The following is a 22,086-nucleotide window of genomic DNA, read 5'->3' as shown; positions in this document are numbered from 1 at the left end:
TGCTATACTTGATACGATTGGAAGGTGAAAGAATATGGCTTTTGACGGAATTGTGACACATGCTGTTACTGATGAATTAAAAGATAAACTTCAAAATGGAAGAGTCATGAAAATTTATCAACCTACTCCTTTAGAGTTGATTTTTCAAGTTAGAGCACAAGGGAAAAACCAGCAATTACTTATTTCGGCACACCCTATGTATTCCCGGATTCATATAACAGAGGAAAAATACCAAAATCCTAAAGAAGCACCTATGCTTTGCATGTTATTAAGAAAGCATCTAGTAGGTGCTATTATTGAGAGAATTGAACAAATAGAAACGGAACGAATTGTCGAAATTACCTTTACCGGGAAAAACGAAATTGGCGATGTCTCCGAAAAAAAATTGGTCATTGAGATCATGGGAAAACATAGTAATATTTTACTTATTGATCCAAATCGTGAGATGATTTTGGATTCGGTGAAACATCTACCTCCTTCTCAAAACTCTTTTCGTACCATCATGCCTGGACAAGCATACGTATACCCTCCTAGCCAAGGAAAAATAAATCCTTTGTCCATTTCTGGTGAGGAGTTCACAAGTAAATTGGACTGGAACTCTGGAAAATTAGATAAACAGATTGTATCCATGTTTCTTGGTTTTTCTCCATTATTGGCTAGGGAAATTGTGTTTCGAGCTAAATTTGCTCATAAAGAAACCTTTGCACACATATTCGAAACCTTAATGGAACAAGTAAAAAATAAAGAATATAAACCCGTGACCTTATTGGGTACCAAAGAAGATTTTCACGTCCTGCCTATAACGAATCATCAAGGAGAAACTGCAGAATTTTCTTCCATATCAGAAATGCTCGATCAATTTTTTGCAGGAAAAGCGGAGCGTGATCGTGTAAAACAAATTTCTGGTGATTTAACCCGGCTTTTAAAAAATGAGTGGGAAAAAAATAAACGAAAAATAGAAAAGCATTATGAAACTCTAAAAAAAGCGGAAAAAACCCAAATGTATCAAAGAATGGGTGAATTACTAACTGCTCATTTGCATTTGGTAAAGCCAGGAGATACTAGAGTACTTGTGGTTGATTACTATGACCCTGAACAAAAGGAGATAGAAATCGATTTGGATCCAAATCGGACTCCCTCTGAAAATGCTCAAAAATATTTTCAAACCTATCAAAAGTTAAAGAAATCAAAAACAATGGTCGAAGAAGAAATTAAAAAGGCACGGCTAGAGATGGATTATTTGGAGCAAATCCTTCAACAAATTGCAAGTGCAAAGGAAGACGACATTGAAGAAATTCGAGAAGAATTACGAGAAGAAGGATACTTAAAGAAATCTCATCAAAAAACAAAAAAGAAGCTAACAAAGCCTGAGCCAGAAGTATATAAAGCTGCTGATGGGACCACGATTTTGGTGGGTAAGAACAATAAACAAAATGAATACTTAACTATGAAACTCGCCTCAAGAAATCATATCTGGCTTCATACAAAGGATATTCCCGGATCACATGTTGTCATTCAGGACCCATCCCCTTCTGAGGAGACCCTTTATGAAGCTGCAATTCTTGCTGCTTATTTCAGTAAATCTAAGTTATCAAGTACAGTTCCTGTGGATTATACGCAAATTCGTCATGTAAAAAAACCTAATGGTGCCAAACCAGGTTACGTAATCTATGATAATCAGAAAACCTTGTATGTTACACCGGAAGAAGAAGTGGTTCAGAAGTTAAAAGGGTAGGATTCTTTTGGGATAAGAGTTATTGGTCTTTGGGACTTTTGTGTTTTTGCTCCCTTTTCTATGCTTAATAATTAGGTTTTAGGCTCAAAACTTGATCTTTATGCGAGATTTGAGCCTTTTATGTGCAGCTTTAGTAGGGTCTATGCTCAAAATTCTTGTTTTAATGCTCAGCTTTTTGAATGATATGCTTAAGTTTTTTTGCCATATGCTCAAGTTACGTCCTTAAAGAGCAATTTGATACACTTTTGCGCACCTTTAGTAATTTCTATTCTCACTCCATTCATTTAGTGTTCAAGTTATTTATGTGTGGATCAACTATGGTTTTCAAACAAGTATAGATCTGGTTCCCATTGATATTTTTCCAAGTGCATTTTACCTTTAGAATCAACTTGGACTCCTTCCGTTTTCTAGGTAAGAACTTGTTCTTGATAACCTTCATCATCCTGAGTTGAAACCTCTGCCTTGGAATTAACTACACGATGCCAAGGGAGATTATATTTTCTACTCATGGAATGAAGAATCCTTACCACTTGCCTTGCCCTCGTAGATTTCCAGCAAACCGTGCATCCTGACCATAAGTCATGACTTTTCCTTGGGGTATATTTTGAAGGATACGTATAACCTTTGTAGTGAAAAGTGTCATTTAAAAATTCCTTTCTCTTTAGCTTCTTGAAGAACAAATCTCCCAACCTCTTAATTGTTTTATCCTTCATAGCTCACCTAAATATTTTATATAAAAAAGGGGATAGGGCACAAGCCTAGCCTCTTTCACTGACTCACTCTTTGATATTCTTTCGGGTTTTGAATCCATTTTTGAATTTGTTCTATCTGTTCCTGGGTTAACACATTGTCCGACTCAAGTATTTCAAGTAGTGTATGGAAATTGGTTAATGTCTCATATGGTAACTGATGTTCAGCAAAACTTTCCCTAGCGGCTGGCAGTCCATAAGTGAAAATAGCTACTACTCCAAGGACTTCACAACCCGCTTCTTGAAGGGCCTTTACCACGTTAATAGAACTTTTACCTGTTGAAATCAAATCTTCAATAACAACAACTTTCTGACCTTCGTGATAAACACCTTCAATTTGATTTTTGCGCCCATGCCCTTTCGCTTTATCTCTTACATAACACATAGGCAAATCTAATTGGTCACTTACCCAAGCAGCATGTGGAATTCCAGCCGTTGATGTACCAGCAATTAATTCTACTTGTGGAAATTTTTCTTCGACTGTTTGAACAAAACTGTCTGCAATCTTTTTTCTTAATTCTGGATGTCCCATAGTTTTTCTATTGTCACAATAGATAGGTGACAGCATCCCCGAAGACCAAACAAAAGGTTCAGATGGATTCACCTGCACAGCGCCAATCTCAAGCAAAGCTCGTGCTATCATTCTAGTGGTTTTCATAATCCCATTGCTCCTTTATATGTTGATAAACTTCCTTTGGTTGTTCGGATTGTGTAACAACACGTCCAACCACTATAAAATCAGACTTCATTTCTCTTGCATAGAATGGCGTGGCAACTCTAGCCTGGTCATGATGTTCTCCATTCGAGAGTCTGATTCCAGGAGTTACACAAAGAAAATCATCCCCGCATCTTTCTTTTATTAAAGGAATTTCATGGACACTACACACGACACCATCCGCCCCTGCCTGACTAGATATAGAAGCATAATGCTGCACAGTTTCTTGCAAACTGGCATTGATTAATAGATCCTTCTTCAAAATATCTTCTGTTGTAGATGTAAGCTGAGTGACCCCAATTAGCAATGGGAGATTCTTACCGTGAGGAGTTCCTTTAATAAGCCCCTCTTTTGCTGCCTCCATCATTTTCTGACCACCAGCTGCATGAACATTGACCATGCTGACCCCTAATGAAGCTAATCGTTGCATAGCACGTTGTACTGTATTCGGAATATCATGTAACTTTAAATCTAAAAAAATAAGGTGGTCCTTTTTTAATAAAGTTTCAATGATAGAAGGACCTTCTTGATAGAAAAGTTCCATTCCAATCTTCACTGGAACAGACGAAAGTTCATTTTTCTCCAAAAATTCTAGCGTCTCTTTTCCACTAGGAAAATCAAGCGCGAGAAATATTTGAGACCTCTGCATTAGAATGGCTCCTTCCTATACTGCTTTGAACAGATTCATAGCCATATTGGCGTAAAACTTCTGGTAATTGTTCTATAATTCTTGGACAAGTAAGTGGATCTGTAAAATTAGCGGTACCTACTGCAACAGCTGACGCACCCGCTAACAAGAATTCCAGCACATCTTCTGCAGTGGTTACCCCTCCCATTCCAATAATCGGGATATTCACAACTTGGCTTACCGCATGAATCATACGAATAGCAACCGGCTTTATAGCAGGACCTGATAACCCCCCTGTACCATTCGCTAAAATAGGCTTTCCAGTCTGCAAATCCAATCTCATACCAAGTAAAGTATTAATCATGGATAACCCATCTGCTCCATTTTCTTCCACAGCTTTTGCAATAGAAACAATATCAGTTACATTAGGAGATAATTTTACGTAGACAGGTACCTCACTAACTTTTTTAACTAAAGATGTCAACTGGCCAGCAGTATCAGGGTCGGTTCCAAATTGGATCCCTCCCTCTTTCACATTTGGACAGGAGATATTCAATTCTATAGCTGAAACAAATGGACTCTTAGAAATTCTGTGAGCAACCTCTATATATTCTTCTTCCGTGTTTCCAGAAACATTGGCAATCACGGGGACCCCAAACTGTTGCAAAAATGGAAGCTCCTCTTCCATAATCGCATTAACACCAGGATTTTGAAGTCCAATAGCATTTAGCATCCCAGAAGGAGTTTCTGCCACACGAGGAGTTGGGTTTCCGAAACGAGCCTCTTTTGTAGCGGCTTTGATGGTTATAGCCCCAAGCATTGATAAATCATAAAATGAAGCATATTCTTTTCCAAATCCAAAGCATCCCGAAGCTGTAAGAACTGGGTTTTTCAAGGATAATCCGGGTAATTCAACTGCTAACTTACTCATAATTGAAGAACCCCCTTCTCAAATACAGGACCATCTACACAAATTTTCCGGTAACCTTTTTTATCTTTATCATCCGTAACTTTACAAACACAAGCAAAGCATGCTCCAATTCCACATCCCATCCGTTCTTCCACAGAAATATAGCCAGGAACATTCCCCATTGATTGAGTAACTGCTTGAAGCATGGGGGTGGGACCACAGGAATAAAAACCATGGATCGTTGGGAGAAAGTGTTCCACATAATCTGTTACCCGCCCTTTCTCCCCAAGACTTCCGTCATTGGTAACCACAATTGTTTCCCCTAGCTCCTGAAACTCTCTCAAATAAAAAGCTCCTGCCTCCGTTTGAAATCCCAAGATAGATTTCACCTGTGTACCCATTTCTCGTAATTTTTTTCCTAATAGATACAAAGGTGGTATCCCTATTCCTCCCCCAATCAGAAGAGCTGATTCTGGAACATCTTGTAATAAGTAACCATTCCCCAAGGGCCCCAAAAACTCTATATGCACTCCTTCCTCTAAACTAGAAATCTCTTTGGTTCCTTCTCCCACAATTTTATACAAAATCGTTAACTCCCCAGAAAATGGAACATAATCAGCAATAGATAATGGGCGTCTTAGCGGAAATTGGGTCCCCTTGCCAATTTTGATGTGAATAAATTGACCAGGATTGACTTCTAAATTAGGTGCTAACAATACAAGTTTATACGTATCCTTTGCTATAGGTTGATTTTGTAAGATCTTAGACGAGTGAATGTTCAAGAGAATCTCCCACCTTATAATCTGGCATATGGGTTGCAGTAAATGTCATTGACTCAATGACGGATAACAAGGCAAGAGCCGTATCAAGGGAAGTAATAACAGGTACCCCATGCTCAACACCTTCTCTTCGAATACGGAACCCATCACGCCTAGGCTCCTTCCCTCTAGTTAATGTATTAATAACAAGCTGTGCTTTTCCATCATGAATGACATTAACTACATTAATCCCCTCGGCTCCTACCTTACCTACTGTTTCTACTGGAAGGTCATATTTACGTAAAAATTCACCAGTACCAGTTGTAGCTAACAACCTAAACCCAAGATGATGGAAACGCTTGGCAAGGTCCACTATTTCTTCTTTATCTTTATCAGCAACTGTAATCAATACAGATCCTTCTGTTGGAATTTTTAAGCCGGCGGCTGTTAATCCTTTGTAAAGGGCCTTGTTCAAACTTTCATCATGGCCAAGTACTTCTCCCGTAGATTTCATCTCAGGGCCAAGTGTTGTATCTACTCTTCGCAGCTTTTCGAACGAAAAGACAGGAACTTTAACAAATACCTCGTTTGGCTTCTCGTGTAAACCTGGTTTATAACCTAATTCTTTTAAGGTTTTTCCAAGTATTACTTCTGTTGCAATTTGAGCCATCTGTATTCCCGTTATTTTACTTAAAAATGGAACCGTTCGACTGGCCCGAGGGTTAACCTCTAATACATATATTTTTTCACCATGCAATACATATTGAATGTTCATCAAACCCTTAATCCCAAGCCCTTTTGCAAGTTTCTCTGTATAGGAAACTAACATATCTATTTGATCTTGCCTTAAGGTTTGAGGTGGATAAACGGCAATCGAATCTCCCGAATGAATCCCTGCGCGTTCTATATGTTCCATAATTCCAGGAATCAATACAGACTCCCCATCGCAAATAGCATCGACCTCAATTTCTTTTCCTGTTAAATAACGGTCGACAAGTACTGGATGGTCAGGATTCACTCGGACGGCTTCTTCCATGTACCGTTCTAGTTCTTCCTCTTTGTATACAATTTCCATTGCTCTCCCACCGAGAACATAGGATGGTCTTACAACAACTGGGTAGCCAAGCGTACGGGCACCTTGAAAGGCTTCTTGCACACTTTTGGCAATGATTCCAGGTGGTACAGGAAGGTCTAGTTGCTTTAATGCCTTTTCAAATTTGTCACGATCCTCTGATTGATCAATGGCTTCTAAGTTTGTGCCAAGTACATTGACCCCTCGTCTTGTTAATCCTTCTGCTAGATTTATAGCTGTTTGGCCACCAAATTGAAGGATGACGCCTAATGGCTGCTCTAAATCAACGACATGCATTACATCTTCCAAAGTAAGTGGCTCAAAGTAAAGCTTATCTGAGATACTAAAATCAGTAGAGACAGTTTCAGGATTATTGTTCATAATAATGGCTTCATATCCTGCTTGCTTTAATGCAAGAACTGAGTGAACCGTAGCATAATCAAATTCTACTCCCTGACCAATTCGAATTGGTCCAGACCCGATCACCATGACCTTCGGACGATCGGATCGAAGAGATTCGTTTTCTTCTTCGTAGGAACTATAGAAATAAGGAGTAGCGGATTCAAATTCTGCTGCGCAAGTATCTACCATTTTATAGACAGGCGTAAGCTGGATTTCTTTTCTCCAGTCATAGAGTTCATCTTCAGACATTCCCCAAAGCTTACTAATCGTTAGATCTGAGAATCCCGTTTCTTTGGATCGAACAAGTAATTCAAGATTTTTTGGTGAGTGAGTAATTTCTTTTTCTAAATCTACTAATTTCTGAATCTTAGCAAGAAAGAAATAATCAATTTTGGTTAAAGACCAAATGTGTTTAATTGACCATTCTCTTCTATATGCTTCAGCAACAAGATAGATTCTTTCATCATCTGGATGACTTAAGCGATATTCCAAAACGTCATCAGATATTTCATTTGCTAATGGTAAATTCAAATCGACTACATTCAATTCTAATGACCGAATGGCCTTTAGAAGGGATTCTTCGAATGTTCTCCCTATGGCCATTACTTCCCCAGTAGCCTTCATTTGAGTCCCCAATTCCCTTTTTGCATGATGAAATTTATCAAACGGCCATCTTGGAATCTTTGTAACAATATAATCAAGCGCAGGCTCAAAGCTTGCAAACGTATTTTTCGTAATTGGATTTTGTATTTCATGTAAGGACAGACCGATAGCAATCTTTGCTGCTAATTTTGCAATGGGATATCCTGTAGCTTTAGAAGCTAAAGCGGAGGACCGACTTACTCTTGGATTTACTTCTATTACATAATATTGAAAGCTGTCAGGGTCTAAGGCAAGTTGAACATTACATCCTCCCTCAATTTCAAGGGCACGAATGATTTTTAATGAGGCATTTCTAAGCATCTGATACTCCCTGTCGCTAAGTGTCTGAGAAGGAGCAACAACTATGGAGTCTCCTGTATGTACCCCAACTGGGTCAACATTTTCCATATTACACACAACAATAGCGTGATCATCATGATCTCTCATCACTTCATACTCAATTTCTTTATATCCAGCGATACTCTTTTCTACTAAGCACTGGCTAACTGGCGATAAATATAATCCGCTATTCACAATTTCCAAAAGTTCTTCTTTAGAGTGACAAATTCCACCACCTGTACCTCCTAAAGTATACGCAGGTCGAACAATTAACGGGTAACCCTGTTTATCAGCAAAATCTATCGCTTCCACTACTTTACGAACGATCACACTTTCAGGAACAGGTTGATTAAGCTCATTCATAAGGGTACGAAATAAATCACGATCCTCGGCTTTTTGGATAGACTCTAGTGGTGTACCAAGTATTTCTACATTGTATTCAGCTAAAATTCCTTTTTCATGAAGAGCTACGGCCATATTTAGCCCTGTTTGCCCACCAAGTGTAGGTAATAAAGCATCGGGTTGCTCTTTTCTAATAATCTTTGATAGAAAATCAACTGTAAGAGGTTCCATATAAACTTTGTCAGCTACCGTATAGTCCGTCATTATAGTAGCAGGATTACTGTTTACTAAAATAACTTCATAGCCTTCTTCACGAAGCGCCTGGCAAGCTTGTGTTCCGGAGTAATCAAACTCTGCAGCTTGCCCGATGATAATAGGACCAGAACCGATAACTAGTATTCTATGAATATCTGTTCGCTTAGGCATGAATGATATCCCCCTTTTTTTCACGTGCATTGCTTATGAGAGTAATGAATTTTTCAAACAAAGGATTTGAATCTTCTGGTCCAGGTGATGCCTCTGGGTGATATTGCACAGAAAAAGCAGGATATAATTTGTGGCTTAATCCTTCTACTGTGCCATCATTAATCGATTGGTGTGTAAGCTCCAACTGAGTATTATTCAAGGAGTCTAAATCTACTGTATATCCATGGTTTTGTGCGGTAATATCAATCCTTCCTGTTGAAAGCTCAATCACAGGATGATTTGATCCACGGTGACCAAATGTTAATTTAGAGGTGGTAGCTCCACAAGCTAGTGCAAATAATTGATGGCCAAGACAAATTCCGAAGATTGGAAGCTTCCCAAATAAATGTTGAATTGTCTGTGTTGCTCCAATCACGTCGGTAGGATCTCCAGGTCCATTGGATAAAAGCACACCGTCTGGTTTTAATTGAAGAATTTCTTCGGCTGTCGTGTTATAGGGTACAACTGTTATATGGCATCCTCGTTTTGTTAATTCTCTTAGTATCCCGTGCTTTGCACCGAAATCAACAAGTACCACACGATGTCCTCGATCCGGAATTACATATGGCTTTTGTATAGACACTCTCTTCACCAAATCTTTTGGGCGTTCCTTTCTGTTCAATTCCTCTATAATGGATGGAATTTCCACTTCATTTCTAGTAACTGCACCTCTTAATGTTCCAGAGTTTCTAATCAACCGGGTTAGTTTACGAGTATCAACTCCGTAAACACCTGGTATATTTTTTTTCTTCAAGTATTCATCTATGGTTTCCGTGCTTCTCCAATTTGATGGATAAACAGCTGCCTCTTTTACTATCAGCCCATGTATGGCAGGTTCTATGGACTCAAAGTCGTCATGGTTAATTCCGTAATTTCCGATTAAGGGGTAGGTCATTGTTAAGATCTGACCACAATAAGAGGGGTCTGTTAATATTTCCTGGTATCCCGTCATCCCGGTATTAAAGACAACCTCTCCCCACTGATCCGTGTCAGCACCAAATGCTTTCCCTTTAAAAATTGTTCCATCTTCAAGAACGAGCCAACGAGTTTGCATAGTAATCCTCCTTTTTGTAAACAAGCTCTCCTTCAACAAGAGTCATAGTCGGAATCCCTTTTACGTTCCAACCATGAAAAGGAGTGTTTTTTCCTTTTGAGTAAAACGTATTTTTGTCAATTTCCTCTTCTAAAGCTAAGTCTACTAATACTATATCGGCCGTACTTCCTTCTTTGATAGTACCAAAAGGAAGGTTGAAAATTTGAGAAGGTTTGATTGTTAGCCATTCCACAACTTGTTGAAGCGTAAAGATTCCTGTTTCAACAAAATGTGTGTAAAGGAGTGGGAAGGCCGTTTCACTACCTACAATTCCAAATGGCGCATGAAGCATTCCTTCTGACTTTTCAGGCTCAGTATGTGGTGCATGGTCCGTAGCAATACAGTCTATGGTTCCATCCAACAGCCCTTCCATTAAAGCTAGACGATCCCCTTCCCCTCTCAAAGGAGGATTCATTTTGAAGTTGGCATTATCACCTGGAATGTCATCCTCTGTTAACAATAAATGGTGAGGACTTACTTCTGCTGTTACAGGTATTCCTGCTTTTTTAGCATCTCTGATGACGCGTACAGATTCTTTTGTACTGACATGGCAAACGTGATAGCGACAACCAGTAGCCTCACTTAGCAAAACATCACGTGCAATTTGTACGGATTCACAAATGGAGGGAATTCCCGGAATACTAAGCTCTTTACTTTTTTGCCCTTTATGAATGGCTCCTCCTTGAATTAAAGTATTGTCCTCACAGTGAGCAACAATAGTAGCTTCAAGTTCTTTTGCCTTTTCCATCGCTTCTAACATCTTGCCAGCTTCTTGAACCCCTACACCATCATCTGTAAAGGCAACAGCTCCAAGAACTTTTAATTCTTCCATAGGAGTTATTTCCTTGCCTAATTGCCTTGTTGTGATTGAAGCATATGGGAGAACACGTACATGAGCTGTATCCTTGATACGATCTAAAATAAGCTTAAGGTTTTCAATACTGTCTGGTACTGGGCGAGTATTAGGCATTGGACAGATAGTTGTAAAACCACCCCTAGCTGCAGCTTTAGACCCGGTTTCAATCGTTTCCTTAGTCTCTCCTCCTGGTTCTCGTAAGTGGACATGAATATCCACGAAACCCGGAAAAATGGCTTGACCTTTCGCGTCTATTCTTTGATCGAATTCAGGAATCCGAGGATTTATTAAGTGAATTTTTCCATCTTCTATAGATAAACTTACTTCTTCCAAAAAACCTTCTCTATTTAACATCTTTCCATTATCAATGAACAATTTCATATAAAAGTTTCTCCTCTCTTAATTCCATAGCATGCTCCAGTACAGCCATTCGGACCGCTACACCATTCCTCATTTGTTTGAAAATGCGTGATCTACTAGATTCAACTACTGTATCATCTATTTCTACACCTCTATTAATAGGAGCGGGGTGCATAATAATACTAGAGACAGGGAGTCTTTTCATCCGTTCTTCTGTTAATCCATAAGTTTTTAAAAAGGAGTCCATATCCCCAAAAGATTCAGAGTGCCTTTCATGCTGGACCCTTAGCATCATACAGACATCTACCGTTTCTATCACTTGATCTAACTTTACCACTGGATAAGGTAACGCTGGATCTTGAAAAGTGTCAGGACCAGCAAACATTACATCTGCTCCCAAACGATGGAGTGTCAAAGCATTTGATCTTGCAACTCTGCTATGCTTTATATCCCCAGATATAACAATCTTTTTCCCTTGGAAGGTTTTGAACTCTTGGAATATAGTTAACAAATCAAGTAAACATTGTGTAGGGTGTTCACCTTTCCCATCTCCTGCGTTAATGACTGGGATTGATAGATTTGGAATAATTTTTTGATAATACTGATCCTCTGAATGTCTTATAACAACAGCATCTACTCCAATAGCCTCTAAAGTTTTTATTGTGTCATATAACGACTCTCCCTTTCTTTCGCTTGAAGCTTCAGGTTGGAAAGGAAGTACATCCAATCCAAGCTTTCTCTCGGCCATTTCAAAGCTCATCTTAGTTCTTGTACTGGGCTCAAAAAAAGCATTGACGATATATCTCTTCTTACGAATTGGCTGTATTTCTTGCATTCCTATAATCTCTTGTGCTCTTTTTAAAATTGAAAAAATATCCTCTTCTGATAAGTTACTCATTTGAGTAAAATGCTTCATAAAAGACCCTCCTCAAAGAAATATCCTTTTATGTAAAAAAAAGGCCAGCACAAAGGTGTGCTGGCCTTATACTTCCTTGTAAGAAAGTTAAACCGAATAAGCACCCTTCAAAGCCTCTCTGGACTTTATTAAAAAGTGATTGCTTTTTAAAACAAACCTTTGAAGTCTCTCTGGACAAAATGGTAAAGGTTGTTTTTATTTTTCGTATATACTAACTGATTCTTCTGGGTCTATTTCCGAAAGCTGAACCATAATGATTTCCTCTAAAGAAGTGGGAACATTTTTTCCAACGTAGTCTGCATGAATAGGTAGTTCTCTATGTCCACGATCGACTAGTACAGCTAACTGAATTTGCTCTGGCCTTCCATGATCCATTAAAGCATCCATTGCCGCTCTGACTGTACGACCAGTATATAAAACATCATCTACAAGAACCACCATCTTACCGGTTACGTCCACAGGTATTCGCGATTCTTGTAATTCTGGTTCGGAAAGATTATTCTTTTTTGTCAAATCATCTCGATAAAGCGTAATATCAATCTCTCCAACAGGAACTTTCTCACCCTCTATAGCTTCAATTCTTTTTGCTAGACGATTAGCCAAAGGGATTCCGCGAGTTTTTATACCAACGAGTAATAGATTTTTTGTCCCTTTGTTATGCTCCAAAATTTCATGTGCTATTCTTGTAAGTGTTCTCCTAATAGCCGCTTCATCTAGAACTGTTGCCTTTTTATTCATATCCCTACCTCCAGCTTGCTTCGTCTTTGGCTCCTTGGCATACAAAAAGCCCTTTTGCTAAGGCAACAAAAGGGCAGACCAATTCCAACTGATCCGTAACCTTTGTAGCCTCTCTGGACTTCTTTTAAAGGTTCATAATTCTCTTATGATTATAGCTTACTAAAAGGATTTGTCAATGATTTGAACGTAATTGTTGTAAAATGTCTTCAAATTCCTTTGGAGGGTCGACCTCAAATTGTAGCCATTCCCCTGACACAGGGTGTGTAAAACCAAGAACCCTTGCATGCAATGCTTGCCCATTCACAGATAATGTTTTCTTTGGCCCATATTTGGGATCACCCGCAAGTGAGTGACCTATATAGTTCATGTGTACGCGAATTTGATGCGTTCGACCAGTTTCTAATTTACACCACACATAACTGAAATTTTCGAACCGCTCTTTAACCTCGAAATGGGTGATAGCGTCCTTACCACCATCTACAACAGCCATTTTTTGACGGTCATTTGGATCTCGTCCAATAGGAGCATCGATCGTACCCTTGTCATGAGATATCTCCCCATGAACAATGGCTTCGTATATCCGAGTAATTGATTTTTCTGATAGTTGGTTAGACAAATGAATATGGGCTTGATCATTTTTAGCAACTAACAGTAAACCACTAGTGTCTTTATCAATTCGATGAACGATCCCAGGTCTTAACTCTCCATTTATACCTGATAAATCTGTACAATGATAGAGGAGGGCATGAACTAAGGTTCCTGTTTGATGTCCTGCTGATGGATGAACGACCATTCCTTTTGGTTTATTTACAACCAGCAAAACTTCATCTTCATAAAGAATAGATAGTGGAATATTTTCAGGCTGTATATCAACTGGGACCACTTTAGGAATGCTCCACTCAATACGGTCTCCTTCTTTACACTTATAATTACTTTTTACTGTTGAACCATTAACCAACACAAGAGACTCTTCCATCCAACCTTGAACTTGGCTTCTTGAAATATCATTACTTGCATCTGTAATTACTTTATCAATACGAGTACCACTCTGTTGTTTTTCTACAATCCATTCTTTATGCTCTGACAAGCTTTACACTCCTTTTTTCTTTTCATCTTTCCAAGTAGCTATAAGGACCAGGATCACACCGACAACCAAACTAGAATCAGCTATATTGAAGATCGGATAATCATAGTTGAAGATATAAAAATCAAAGAAATCAATAACTTCTTTCCAAAGTAGCCTATCTATAAAATTCCCAATAGCTCCTCCTAATATTAAACTAAGTGCAACCGCATACAATCGATTTGTTTTCCCATATTTTTGAATAAAGTAGATAACGAAGACGACGACAATGATCGTAATTATGTAGAAAAATACCATCTGATCTTTTAAAATTCCCCAGGCAGCACCTGGGTTTCGGTGAGAGGTTATGTAAAAGAAAGATGAAATAACTTCAATAGAATCTCCTTGATCCATTCTAGTAGAGACCATATATTTGGTTATTTGATCAATAAAAATCACAACCAACGATAAGAGATAATACAACAACTTTTTTTCCTCCAACTCTAGTTTGTATTCCTATTGAATTTTAGCATATCTTTAGTGAAATAACACCTACTTATTCCATGGTACTTTTTTTCATACCAGAAAAACTAAAAAGAAGCACATTGGCTTCTTTTTAGTTTTTCGTCCCATTTGATAAAATATCATTCTTATTCGGTTTCTGAGCTTCCATAATTTTTATAAAGTCTTTATCCTTTTCAATTAATTCCGTTAGTACTTGTATGAGAAGAGGATAAAATGGAAGAGAGCTTTTACAACTTATACATTTTCCAAAAGGAGTGATCCATGTATGAATAAAGTGTTGGTGAAAGAGGGTGAAATAATAAAAATATTTTTCTTGATGTTTTTTTTCCCCATCTTTAAATGCCCTATCCATTTTTGTAGTAATGTCCGTTAGCATATAAAGTTGAACAGCTATATGGTCTTCTGGAAGCCCAGTTTTACTAGAGTGCTTCAGACATAATGCAAATAAATAAGGCTCATTCATTAAATCATTCAAATGAAATCCAGCCTCATTTAAATGAAATGAAATAGAATTACATGTAAATTGCCAGAAAATCTTTCCATACTCTTGAGCCAAATCTCGATTAAGTTCTGTTGTATTTTTTGTCATGAAAATTTCTAATGAATCTAACTCTTGCATGATTGATTTTTCTTGATTAAAATGCTGTAATTTTATATGATCACGAAAAAACACCCACTTTTCTAGTACGTCGCTAGTAACTTTCCCCTCAAAGCTCTCTGCTAACAGATTATAGAATAATATTCTCCTGTCATCGTAGCTTATCATGTTCACCAACCTCCACCTTCTAATTGGGTGCGTTTTCCTAAGTAACTTTGTGAATTTTTTCACCTACTTTCATTTTAAACAAAATTCAAACATTTTCCTACCATATTTCCTTCTAACATGTGAACTTTTTTTGAAGGTTTCTAAAGAATTTATTTATCGTTACATGAAAGTAAGAAAAGCACACGTACATATTAAGAAAAGCGCAAGCACCCTTGATCATCGACGTAAGGCGGTGGATTAAGGATCGTCGGCTAAAGCCGTCACATCGTGTGGTGACCTACATCGTGTAGGCCCAAAGGAAACACGGTTCACGAGGGCTCGCATCCTGCGAGTCAGTTCGGTGTTGCGACAAATGTTTTCGGTGGGCCGAGTAATCGGATGTCGCGTTTTTAACCGAACCTCCTTCATCGATGTTGACTTTTCGATGGAGAGGAGGGAACCGACTCTAGTCGATAGGGCGCTTGCGCTAGACAAATTTTATACTTTATCTTTTTAAAAAGTCTGCTGAAAACAGCAGACTTTTGTATTAATTCACATAGTGTTCTTCTATAATTGTTGCACATCGTGGACATAGGTCCGGGTGCTTATCATTTGATCCTACTTCTTCTGAAACAACCCAACATCTTTGACACTTTTCACCCTCGTAAGGAGAAACTTTGACAAAAACATGGTCATATTCCTTAGAGTTATCATCTTTATCTTTTAATTCAATTCCTGAAACAATTAACAATTGGTGAAGATGTTCAATGCTGTTTAGCAAATTCTTTGTCTCTTCATTTTTTGGAACAATGGTTACTTTTGCTTCTAATGATTTTCCAATCACCTTTTCATTTCTTGCTTCCTCTAAAGCCTTTAAGACATCATCTCTTACATCCATGAACATATCCCATTTTTTCTTTAATTCTTGTTGATCCTCCATCTCTTTAGGCTCAGGCATATCTGTTAACTGAACGCTTTCCTCTTCTACTCCAGGAATAAACTTCCATAGTTCATCAGTTGTATGAGAAAGGATTGGAGACAACAGCTTTACCAAGGATGTTAATGTTTCATAATATACCGTTTGAATGCTACGACGACGCGGATGATCCTTAGCTTCAATATATAAAATATCCTTAGCAAAGTCTAAATAGAATGAACTTAAGTCAATCGTGCAGAAGTTCTGCACAGTGTGATAAATTGTTGAATATTCGTAGGTATCATACCCTTTACGAACTCGATTAACAACTTCTTGCAGTCGTAACAGCATATATTGATCTACTTCCTGAAGTTGTTCAACAGGTACACGATCTACCTTAGGATCAAAATCGCGCAAATTCCCAAGTAGGAATCGGAAAGTGTTTCTAATCTTTCGATACACCTCAGCTACTTGCTTAAGGATATCATCTGAAATTCTTACATCAGCTTGATAGTCAACACTTGCAACCCATAACCTCAAAATGTCAGCTCCAAGCTGCTTCATGACTTTAGAAGGAACAACGACATTCCCAAGGGATTTACTCATTTTGCGGCCTTCTCCATCTAATGCAAATCCATGACTTAAAATTGATTTATAAGGAGCTTTCCCGGTCACAGCTACAGAGGTGGAAAGAGATGAATTGAACCATCCTCTATATTGATCTGATCCTTCTAAATACATATCTGCTGGTCTCTGGAGTTCTTCTCTTTCTACAAGGACAGCCTGATGAGAAGATCCTGAGTCAAACCATACATCCATAATATCCGTTTCTTTTGTGAATTTGCCATTTGGACTATGATCTGATGTAAATCCTTCAGGTAGTAGATCCTTTGTTTCCCACTCAAACCAAACATTAGAACCATGTTCTCTAAATAATTGGGAAACATGATTGATTGTTTCATCTGTTATGATCGGCTCTCCATCTTCTCCATAAAAGACTGGAATTGGCACTCCCCATGTTCTTTGGCGAGAAATACACCAATCTTCACGATCACGAACCATGTTATATAATCTAGTTTCTCCCCACTTAGGAACCCACGTTACTTCATTAATCTCTTTAAGAATTTGATCTCTGAAGTCTTTGATAGAAGCAAACCATTGGCTTGTTGCCCGGAAAATAGTCGGCTTCTTTGTTCTCCAATCATGTGGATAGGAATGAGTAATAAAAGTTAATTTCAATAAAGCATTTTGTGACTCTAAGCGCTCGGTAATTGCTTTGTTTGCGTCTTCATAGAACAATCCTTCAAAATCAGGGGCTTCCGAAGTAAAATACCCCTTATCATCAACTGGGCACAATGTATCAAGGCCATATTTCTTCCCTACCCAGAAGTCATCTTCCCCATGACCTGGAGCCGTGTGCACACAACCAGTTCCGCTTTCTGTTGTTACATGATCACCAACCATAACTAAAGAAGTTCGATCATAAAAAGGGTGTTTCGCCTTTACATTCTCAATATCTTTACCTTTGAAAGATTTTACAACCTCAGGATTTTCCCACTCAAGCACCTTTGTAACTTCTTCCAATAAGTCTTGAGCAATGACAAACTTCTCCTCTTTTACTTTCACAACAGAATAAGTGACTTCTGGATGGACAGAAATTCCTAAGTTTGCCGGAATAGTCCAAGGAGTTGTCGTCCAAATAATAATTTTTTCCTCTCCATTTAGGAATTCGTTTCCTTCTGCAATCTCAAAGGCCACATAAATAGATGGAGAACGTTTATCATAATATTCAATTTCGGCTTCAGCTAAAGCTGACTCACTTGATGGAGACCAATAAACTGGTTTCAATCCTTTGTAAATATAACCCTTTTTAGCCATTTCTCCAAAAACCTGAATCTGAGCAGATTCATAATCCTTTGTTAAGGTCACATAGGGATTTTCCCAATCACCACGGACTCCAAGTTGCTTAAATTGTTCTCTTTGACGATCGATTTGTTCTAAAGCATATTCTGCACAGCGTTGACGAAATTCCGCCACACTCATCTTTTTGCGATCTACTTTTTTGTTTTTAGTTAGTGCAGTTTCGATAGGTAATCCATGTGTATCCCAACCAGGAACATAAGGGGCATGGTATCCAGACATAGATTTATAACGAACAATCATATCTTTTAAAATCTTATTTAAAGCATGACCCATGTGAATGTCGCCATTTGCATATGGCGGGCCATCATGAAGAATAAATAAAGGTCTCCCTTTGGTTCGGTCCTGTACCTTTTTATAAATGTTTTGTTCATCCCATTCCTTTTGGAGAACAGGTTCCCGATTGGGGAGATTTCCTCTCATTGGAAAATCTGTTTTTGGCATTAACAATGTGTCTTTGTATTCCAACACCATTTCCTCCTTCTAATTCTTTTTACCATCATTGACAATTTTAATAAAACTCAAGCAATCTTTTACACCATATAAAAAAGCCTTCACATCCCTAAGGGACGAGAAAGCTCGCGGTACCACCCTTTTAGATTGTTGTTTTCTGATAACATCAATCCTCTTGAAGCATTCGTAACGTGAATAAAACGTCCACATCTACTTGTTCTCTTTCGAGTGGATACTCGAGGGTGATCTTCCAATTTAAATTCCATTCAGGCTTTCACCATCCCTGACTCGCTTTATGAAATCGCTCAAATTGTACTATCCCTGTCATAGTAGTTCATATCATTCAATTATGTTATTGAATTATATGTAAAAATAAGTTCTGCGTCAAGAATTATTCTCTGCAAGCCGGCGATTAAATTCTTCCTCTTCATTTATTTCAAGCTTTTCTATATTAAAAATATCGTCCCAATCATCATTATCAATTAGATCTAGCTGAGCTTCAACCATCATCTTTAATCTTGTTCTAAAGACTTTTGCCTGCTTCTTCAACTCTTCTACCTCTAACGCAATACTACGAGACTTAGAGAGAGATTCATTAATTATTCGATCAGCATTTTTCTCCGCTTCTTTAATGATAAGCTTAGCTTCTTTCTTCGCATTCCCCTTTACTTCTTCTGCAGTTTCTTGAGCAATTAAAATAGACTTATTCAAAGTCCCTTCAATATTATTAAAATGGCCTAACTTTTCATTAAGTTGAGCTACTTGTTCCTCAAGTGCCTTTTTTTCTCTGATTACAAATTCATAATCTTTAATTACTTGATCCAAAAATTCGTTTACCTCATCCTCATCATATCCACGAAATGTACGAGTAAATTCTTTATTATGAATGTCCAATGGCGTTAATGGCACAAGGGCCACCTCCTTAATATTCGTGTCTGGTTCATTTTCTATTAACATTTTATTTCGACGTAATTCCTTAAAATCCTTCTTTTTTCACGACTATTTTAAGGTTTTATATGAAAAACGGTGCTTGTCTTTTTTTGTGACCCCATGAAAATTATCCATTTTCGCTCTTCCTTTCCCACGAAAAGAAAGAATGTCTCCTTCCTGGATAATAAAGCTTGGATCTTCAACTAGCTGATGATTAACTTTAATCATTCCTCTTGTAATGGCTTCAGAAGCCTTTGAACGGGATAGACGATAAATTTCTTTAAGTATAGCATCTAGCCTTGGAGAAGATACAGTTCCTTCATTTTCCAACCATTTCTCATCACTCTTTTTTATCTCAGTCAATGCAATTTCTTGAAAAGAAACTGACGCATTTTTCATTTTAGTTAAATTCATTTGAACATATGAAGATATATCTTCATCTATCATAATCTGTATCATCCCATCCTGAACAAATAAATCTCCTAGTTTACTTCTTTTTATGCCTAAGGACATAAAAGAACCCAAAACATCACGATGACCAATATCCATGAATTTTGTTGGATAGGAAGCTCTTAAAAGCTTTAACCCGAAATCTTTCATTTGAATTTCTTCGTAAAATGGGGCTAAAATAGCACGTTTTCTTTCTGATTCAGGATGACCGCCAAAAAGTTCCCACTTAAAATCGGAGTGTTTTCCAATAACCGATTGAAAGATCCATTGTTCCCTTGGATTCAAAAAGTCGCTTCTTTTTCTTTGATATGTTGTCCCCACTTCTTCTTGCCATGACAAAATCAAATCAACCCATGGGTGCTCTTCAGGACGATAATGTTGATAGATGTTCATTCCTCAATTCACCTTCTATAAATAAGTAAAAACCCCCCTGCTAAAATAATCGGCAAGGGGGATCATGTTAAAACATGAAAGCAAGCTGATTTACGCCTCTAGATGCAAAATTTAAAACCAGAATAGCGACAATTGGTGAAATATCAATCATCCCTAATGGCGGAATAATTTTTCGGAAGGGCTCTAGATAAGGTTCACACAAATTAGCTAGCATTTTTCCGAATGATGATTCCCTTGCTCCTGGAAACCATGACATAAGGATATAAATAATTAATAATATATTATAAAAATATATGATTGTCCCTATTAAACTAATCACCGTTGACATATAATCACCACCTCTTCTTCTCTTTTACCTTAATCATTTCTTTTAGGTTTGTCCACCTATTTATTGTAATTTTGTATCAACTATTCATGGCCAACGAGAGCGGAGCCTATACGTACATGAGTAGCTCCTTCTTCAATAGCAATCTCAAAATCATTACTCATCCCCATAGATAAAAAGTGGCAAGGGGCATGAGTCAACCCTTTAGCCTCTATTTTTTCTTTTAGTTCACGAAGATTAGTAAAAGTCTCACGTAACTTACTTTGATTCTCCGTTAAGGGGGCCATGGTCATTAATCCTACTACCCTGACCTTAGAGTAATTGGCTAACTTTTCGATAAAAGCTTCAACCTCAGATGGATCTAAACCTTGCTTAGATTCCTCTCCACTTGTATTCACTTGAACAAAGCAAGGAATGACCCTTTCTGAGCGTTTATCGATTTCTTTTGCAATCGATTCACGATCGAGTGAGTGTAGCATTTCTATGTATGGTAGTAGTTCTTTTACTTTTCGTGATTGGAGAGTTCCAATGAAATGATAATGGGCTTTATCTTGAAAATAAGTAAACTTAGCCTGTATTCCCTCTACACGATTTTCTCCAAAATGTTTTATACCAGCTTCCAAGGCTTCAGCTGCCCTTTCATTTGAAACATACTTAGTAACAGCTATTATTTGAATATCCTCAGGATTTCGATTGGATTTTTTACATGCATCCTCAATTCTTTGTTTTATTTGTGCCAAGTTTTTTGCTACAGGCATGATATACCCCTTTCTAGCTTTTCCCGATATAAGCTAACATTCTTCCTGTTTTTCCTTGATCTCTTCGATGTGAATAAAACAGAGAAGAATCTTCGTGTGTACAGTAGTTTGTAGTGAGAATATTTCCCGGGCAAGCCCCAAAATCCAACAAAATTTGACGATTTACTTCCTTTAAGTTCAACAAATAATGAGCGAAATCAACCTGTGAGATCATTGACTCTCGATGATACTGTGCTGGGATCTGATCAATCACCACAGTGTCAACTTCATAATACGGCTGACCAATACATGGACCGATTGCTATCTTAATATCTTTCATTTTAGATCCAGCTTCTAAAAATTGGCGAAGCATTTCTGTTCCAATTCCTTGTACCGTCCCTCTCCAACCTGCATGTGCCAATCCAATATTACCGCTAACAGGATCCCAAAAATAAAGGGGCGTACAGTCTGCAAATGCAGCAACTAATAATAGATTTTTTTCATTAGTTATAAGCCCATCTACTTGTGCAATATTACTTTGATTGTCTATAGAACCTAATCCCGCATCCTTACCTCCTACTCGAACCACTTTTTTTCCGTGAATCTGTTCTCCCATGATCCACTGGGTAAGAGGAAATCCAAGATCTTCAGCTACTCTCTTCCGGTTTTCTGTAACACGATCCGGGTCATCCGCCACATGATAGGCAAGATTTAAAGACTGGTACGGAGCTCTGCTTTCCCCTCCGATTTTGGTTGTGAAACCCACAGAAAGAGTTGGTTCAATTTTTTGCCATTCATCAATTGCTAAAAGAGAAGATGATACCATTTGAAAAGGTTCTTTCAACAAAAACCCCTCACTTATAACTTATTTTTGTTTATTTTAACACAATTTTAATAAAGTTTCTCGAA

General features: G+C 37.9%; 19 protein-coding genes, 1 pseudogene and 1 other annotated feature. Of the genes and pseudogenes, 1 reads left to right on the top strand and 19 read right to left on the bottom strand.

Annotated elements, in window-relative coordinates; translation table 11 throughout:
- Positions 1–34 precede the first annotated feature (34 nt).
- Complete coding sequence (locus RZN25_00280; GenBank protein ID MEQ6375268.1) at positions 35–1,735, top strand: NFACT RNA binding domain-containing protein; 1,701 nt, start codon at positions 35–37, stop codon at positions 1,733–1,735.
- A gap of 311 nt (positions 1,736–2,046) precedes the next feature.
- Here RZN25_00280 and RZN25_00275 read toward each other — a convergent pair.
- From RZN25_00275 to pgeF, 19 genes and pseudogenes are all read right to left on the bottom strand, one after another.
- Positions 2,047–2,378 (bottom strand): annotated as a pseudogene (locus RZN25_00275) (MGMT family protein).
- 125 nt (positions 2,379–2,503) lie between these two features.
- On the bottom strand, positions 2,504–3,142 hold the full coding sequence (pyrE, locus tag RZN25_00270) for an orotate phosphoribosyltransferase (protein MEQ6375267.1): 639 nt from the start codon (positions 3,140–3,142) through the stop codon (positions 2,504–2,506).
- On the bottom strand, positions 3,129–3,848 hold the full coding sequence (gene pyrF, locus RZN25_00265) for an orotidine-5'-phosphate decarboxylase (GenBank protein ID MEQ6375266.1): 720 nt from the start codon (positions 3,846–3,848) through the stop codon (positions 3,129–3,131). Before pyrF ends, pyrE begins: the two co-directional genes overlap by 14 nt.
- The gene (locus tag RZN25_00260; protein ID MEQ6375265.1) at positions 3,817–4,758 is read right to left on the bottom strand and encodes a dihydroorotate dehydrogenase; all 942 of its coding nucleotides are present in this window, start codon (positions 4,756–4,758) and stop codon (positions 3,817–3,819) included. The genes pyrF and RZN25_00260 overlap by 32 nt, the downstream gene beginning before the upstream one ends.
- Positions 4,755–5,519, bottom strand: a complete 765-nt coding sequence (locus RZN25_00255) for a dihydroorotate dehydrogenase electron transfer subunit (protein MEQ6375264.1) — start codon at positions 5,517–5,519, stop codon at positions 4,755–4,757. The genes RZN25_00260 and RZN25_00255 overlap by 4 nt, the downstream gene beginning before the upstream one ends.
- The gene (carB, locus tag RZN25_00250; protein ID MEQ6375263.1) at positions 5,500–8,718 is read right to left on the bottom strand and encodes a carbamoyl-phosphate synthase large subunit; all 3,219 of its coding nucleotides are present in this window, start codon (positions 8,716–8,718) and stop codon (positions 5,500–5,502) included. The genes RZN25_00255 and carB overlap by 20 nt, the downstream gene beginning before the upstream one ends.
- Positions 8,711–9,811: a glutamine-hydrolyzing carbamoyl-phosphate synthase small subunit gene (gene carA, locus RZN25_00245; protein MEQ6375262.1), complete on the bottom strand. Its 1,101-nt coding sequence runs from the start codon at positions 9,809–9,811 to the stop codon at positions 8,711–8,713. Before carA ends, carB begins: the two co-directional genes overlap by 8 nt.
- Positions 9,786–11,087, bottom strand: a complete 1,302-nt coding sequence (locus RZN25_00240) for a dihydroorotase (GenBank protein MEQ6375261.1) — start codon at positions 11,085–11,087, stop codon at positions 9,786–9,788. The genes carA and RZN25_00240 overlap by 26 nt, the downstream gene beginning before the upstream one ends.
- Complete coding sequence (locus RZN25_00235; protein MEQ6375260.1) at positions 11,071–11,982, bottom strand: aspartate carbamoyltransferase catalytic subunit; 912 nt, start codon at positions 11,980–11,982, stop codon at positions 11,071–11,073. The genes RZN25_00240 and RZN25_00235 overlap by 17 nt, the downstream gene beginning before the upstream one ends.
- Before the next feature lie 195 nt (positions 11,983–12,177).
- Positions 12,178–12,720 (bottom strand): bifunctional pyr operon transcriptional regulator/uracil phosphoribosyltransferase PyrR, encoded by a 543-nt coding sequence (gene pyrR, locus RZN25_00230; GenBank protein MEQ6375259.1) that lies wholly within the window; start codon positions 12,718–12,720, stop codon positions 12,178–12,180.
- A 172-nt stretch (positions 12,721–12,892) separates the two neighbouring features.
- Positions 12,893–13,807 carry an RluA family pseudouridine synthase gene (locus tag RZN25_00225; GenBank protein MEQ6375258.1) on the bottom strand — a complete coding sequence of 305 codons (915 nt, stop codon included), beginning with the start codon at positions 13,805–13,807 and terminating at the stop codon, positions 12,893–12,895.
- Positions 13,808–13,810: 3 nt separating this feature from the next.
- A complete protein-coding gene (lspA, locus tag RZN25_00220; protein MEQ6375257.1) occupies positions 13,811–14,269 on the bottom strand; it encodes a signal peptidase II in 459 nt (152 codons plus the stop codon).
- Positions 14,270–14,399: 130 nt separating this feature from the next.
- Positions 14,400–15,074, bottom strand: a complete 675-nt coding sequence (locus RZN25_00215; GenBank protein MEQ6375256.1) for a hypothetical protein — start codon at positions 15,072–15,074, stop codon at positions 14,400–14,402.
- A gap of 526 nt (positions 15,075–15,600) precedes the next feature.
- The gene (gene ileS, locus RZN25_00210; GenBank protein ID MEQ6375255.1) at positions 15,601–18,357 is read right to left on the bottom strand and encodes an isoleucine--tRNA ligase; all 2,757 of its coding nucleotides are present in this window, start codon (positions 18,355–18,357) and stop codon (positions 15,601–15,603) included.
- Positions 18,358–18,451: 94 nt separating this feature from the next.
- Positions 18,452–18,679 (bottom strand) — a binding site (T-box leader).
- A gap of 47 nt (positions 18,680–18,726) precedes the next feature.
- Positions 18,727–19,251, bottom strand: a complete 525-nt coding sequence (locus tag RZN25_00205; protein MEQ6375254.1) for a DivIVA domain-containing protein — start codon at positions 19,249–19,251, stop codon at positions 18,727–18,729.
- Positions 19,252–19,341: 90 nt separating this feature from the next.
- Positions 19,342–20,115 carry a YlmH/Sll1252 family protein gene (locus RZN25_00200; GenBank protein MEQ6375253.1) on the bottom strand — a complete coding sequence of 258 codons (774 nt, stop codon included), beginning with the start codon at positions 20,113–20,115 and terminating at the stop codon, positions 19,342–19,344.
- 67 nt (positions 20,116–20,182) lie between these two features.
- Entirely contained in the window at positions 20,183–20,443 is a 261-nt protein-coding gene (locus RZN25_00195) for a YggT family protein (GenBank protein MEQ6375252.1), read from the bottom strand.
- A gap of 80 nt (positions 20,444–20,523) precedes the next feature.
- Positions 20,524–21,198, bottom strand: coding sequence for a YggS family pyridoxal phosphate-dependent enzyme (locus RZN25_00190; GenBank protein MEQ6375251.1), 675 nt, complete (start codon positions 21,196–21,198; stop codon positions 20,524–20,526).
- A 13-nt stretch (positions 21,199–21,211) separates the two neighbouring features.
- A complete protein-coding gene (pgeF, locus tag RZN25_00185; GenBank protein MEQ6375250.1) occupies positions 21,212–22,021 on the bottom strand; it encodes a peptidoglycan editing factor PgeF in 810 nt (269 codons plus the stop codon).
- Positions 22,022–22,086 lie beyond the last annotated feature (65 nt).

This window comes from Bacillaceae bacterium S4-13-56, from assembly GCA_040191315.1.
In the GTDB taxonomy this organism is placed as follows: domain Bacteria; phylum Bacillota; class Bacilli; order Bacillales; family JAWJLM01; genus JAWJLM01.
This window is presented reverse-complemented; position numbering and strand designations above follow the sequence as displayed.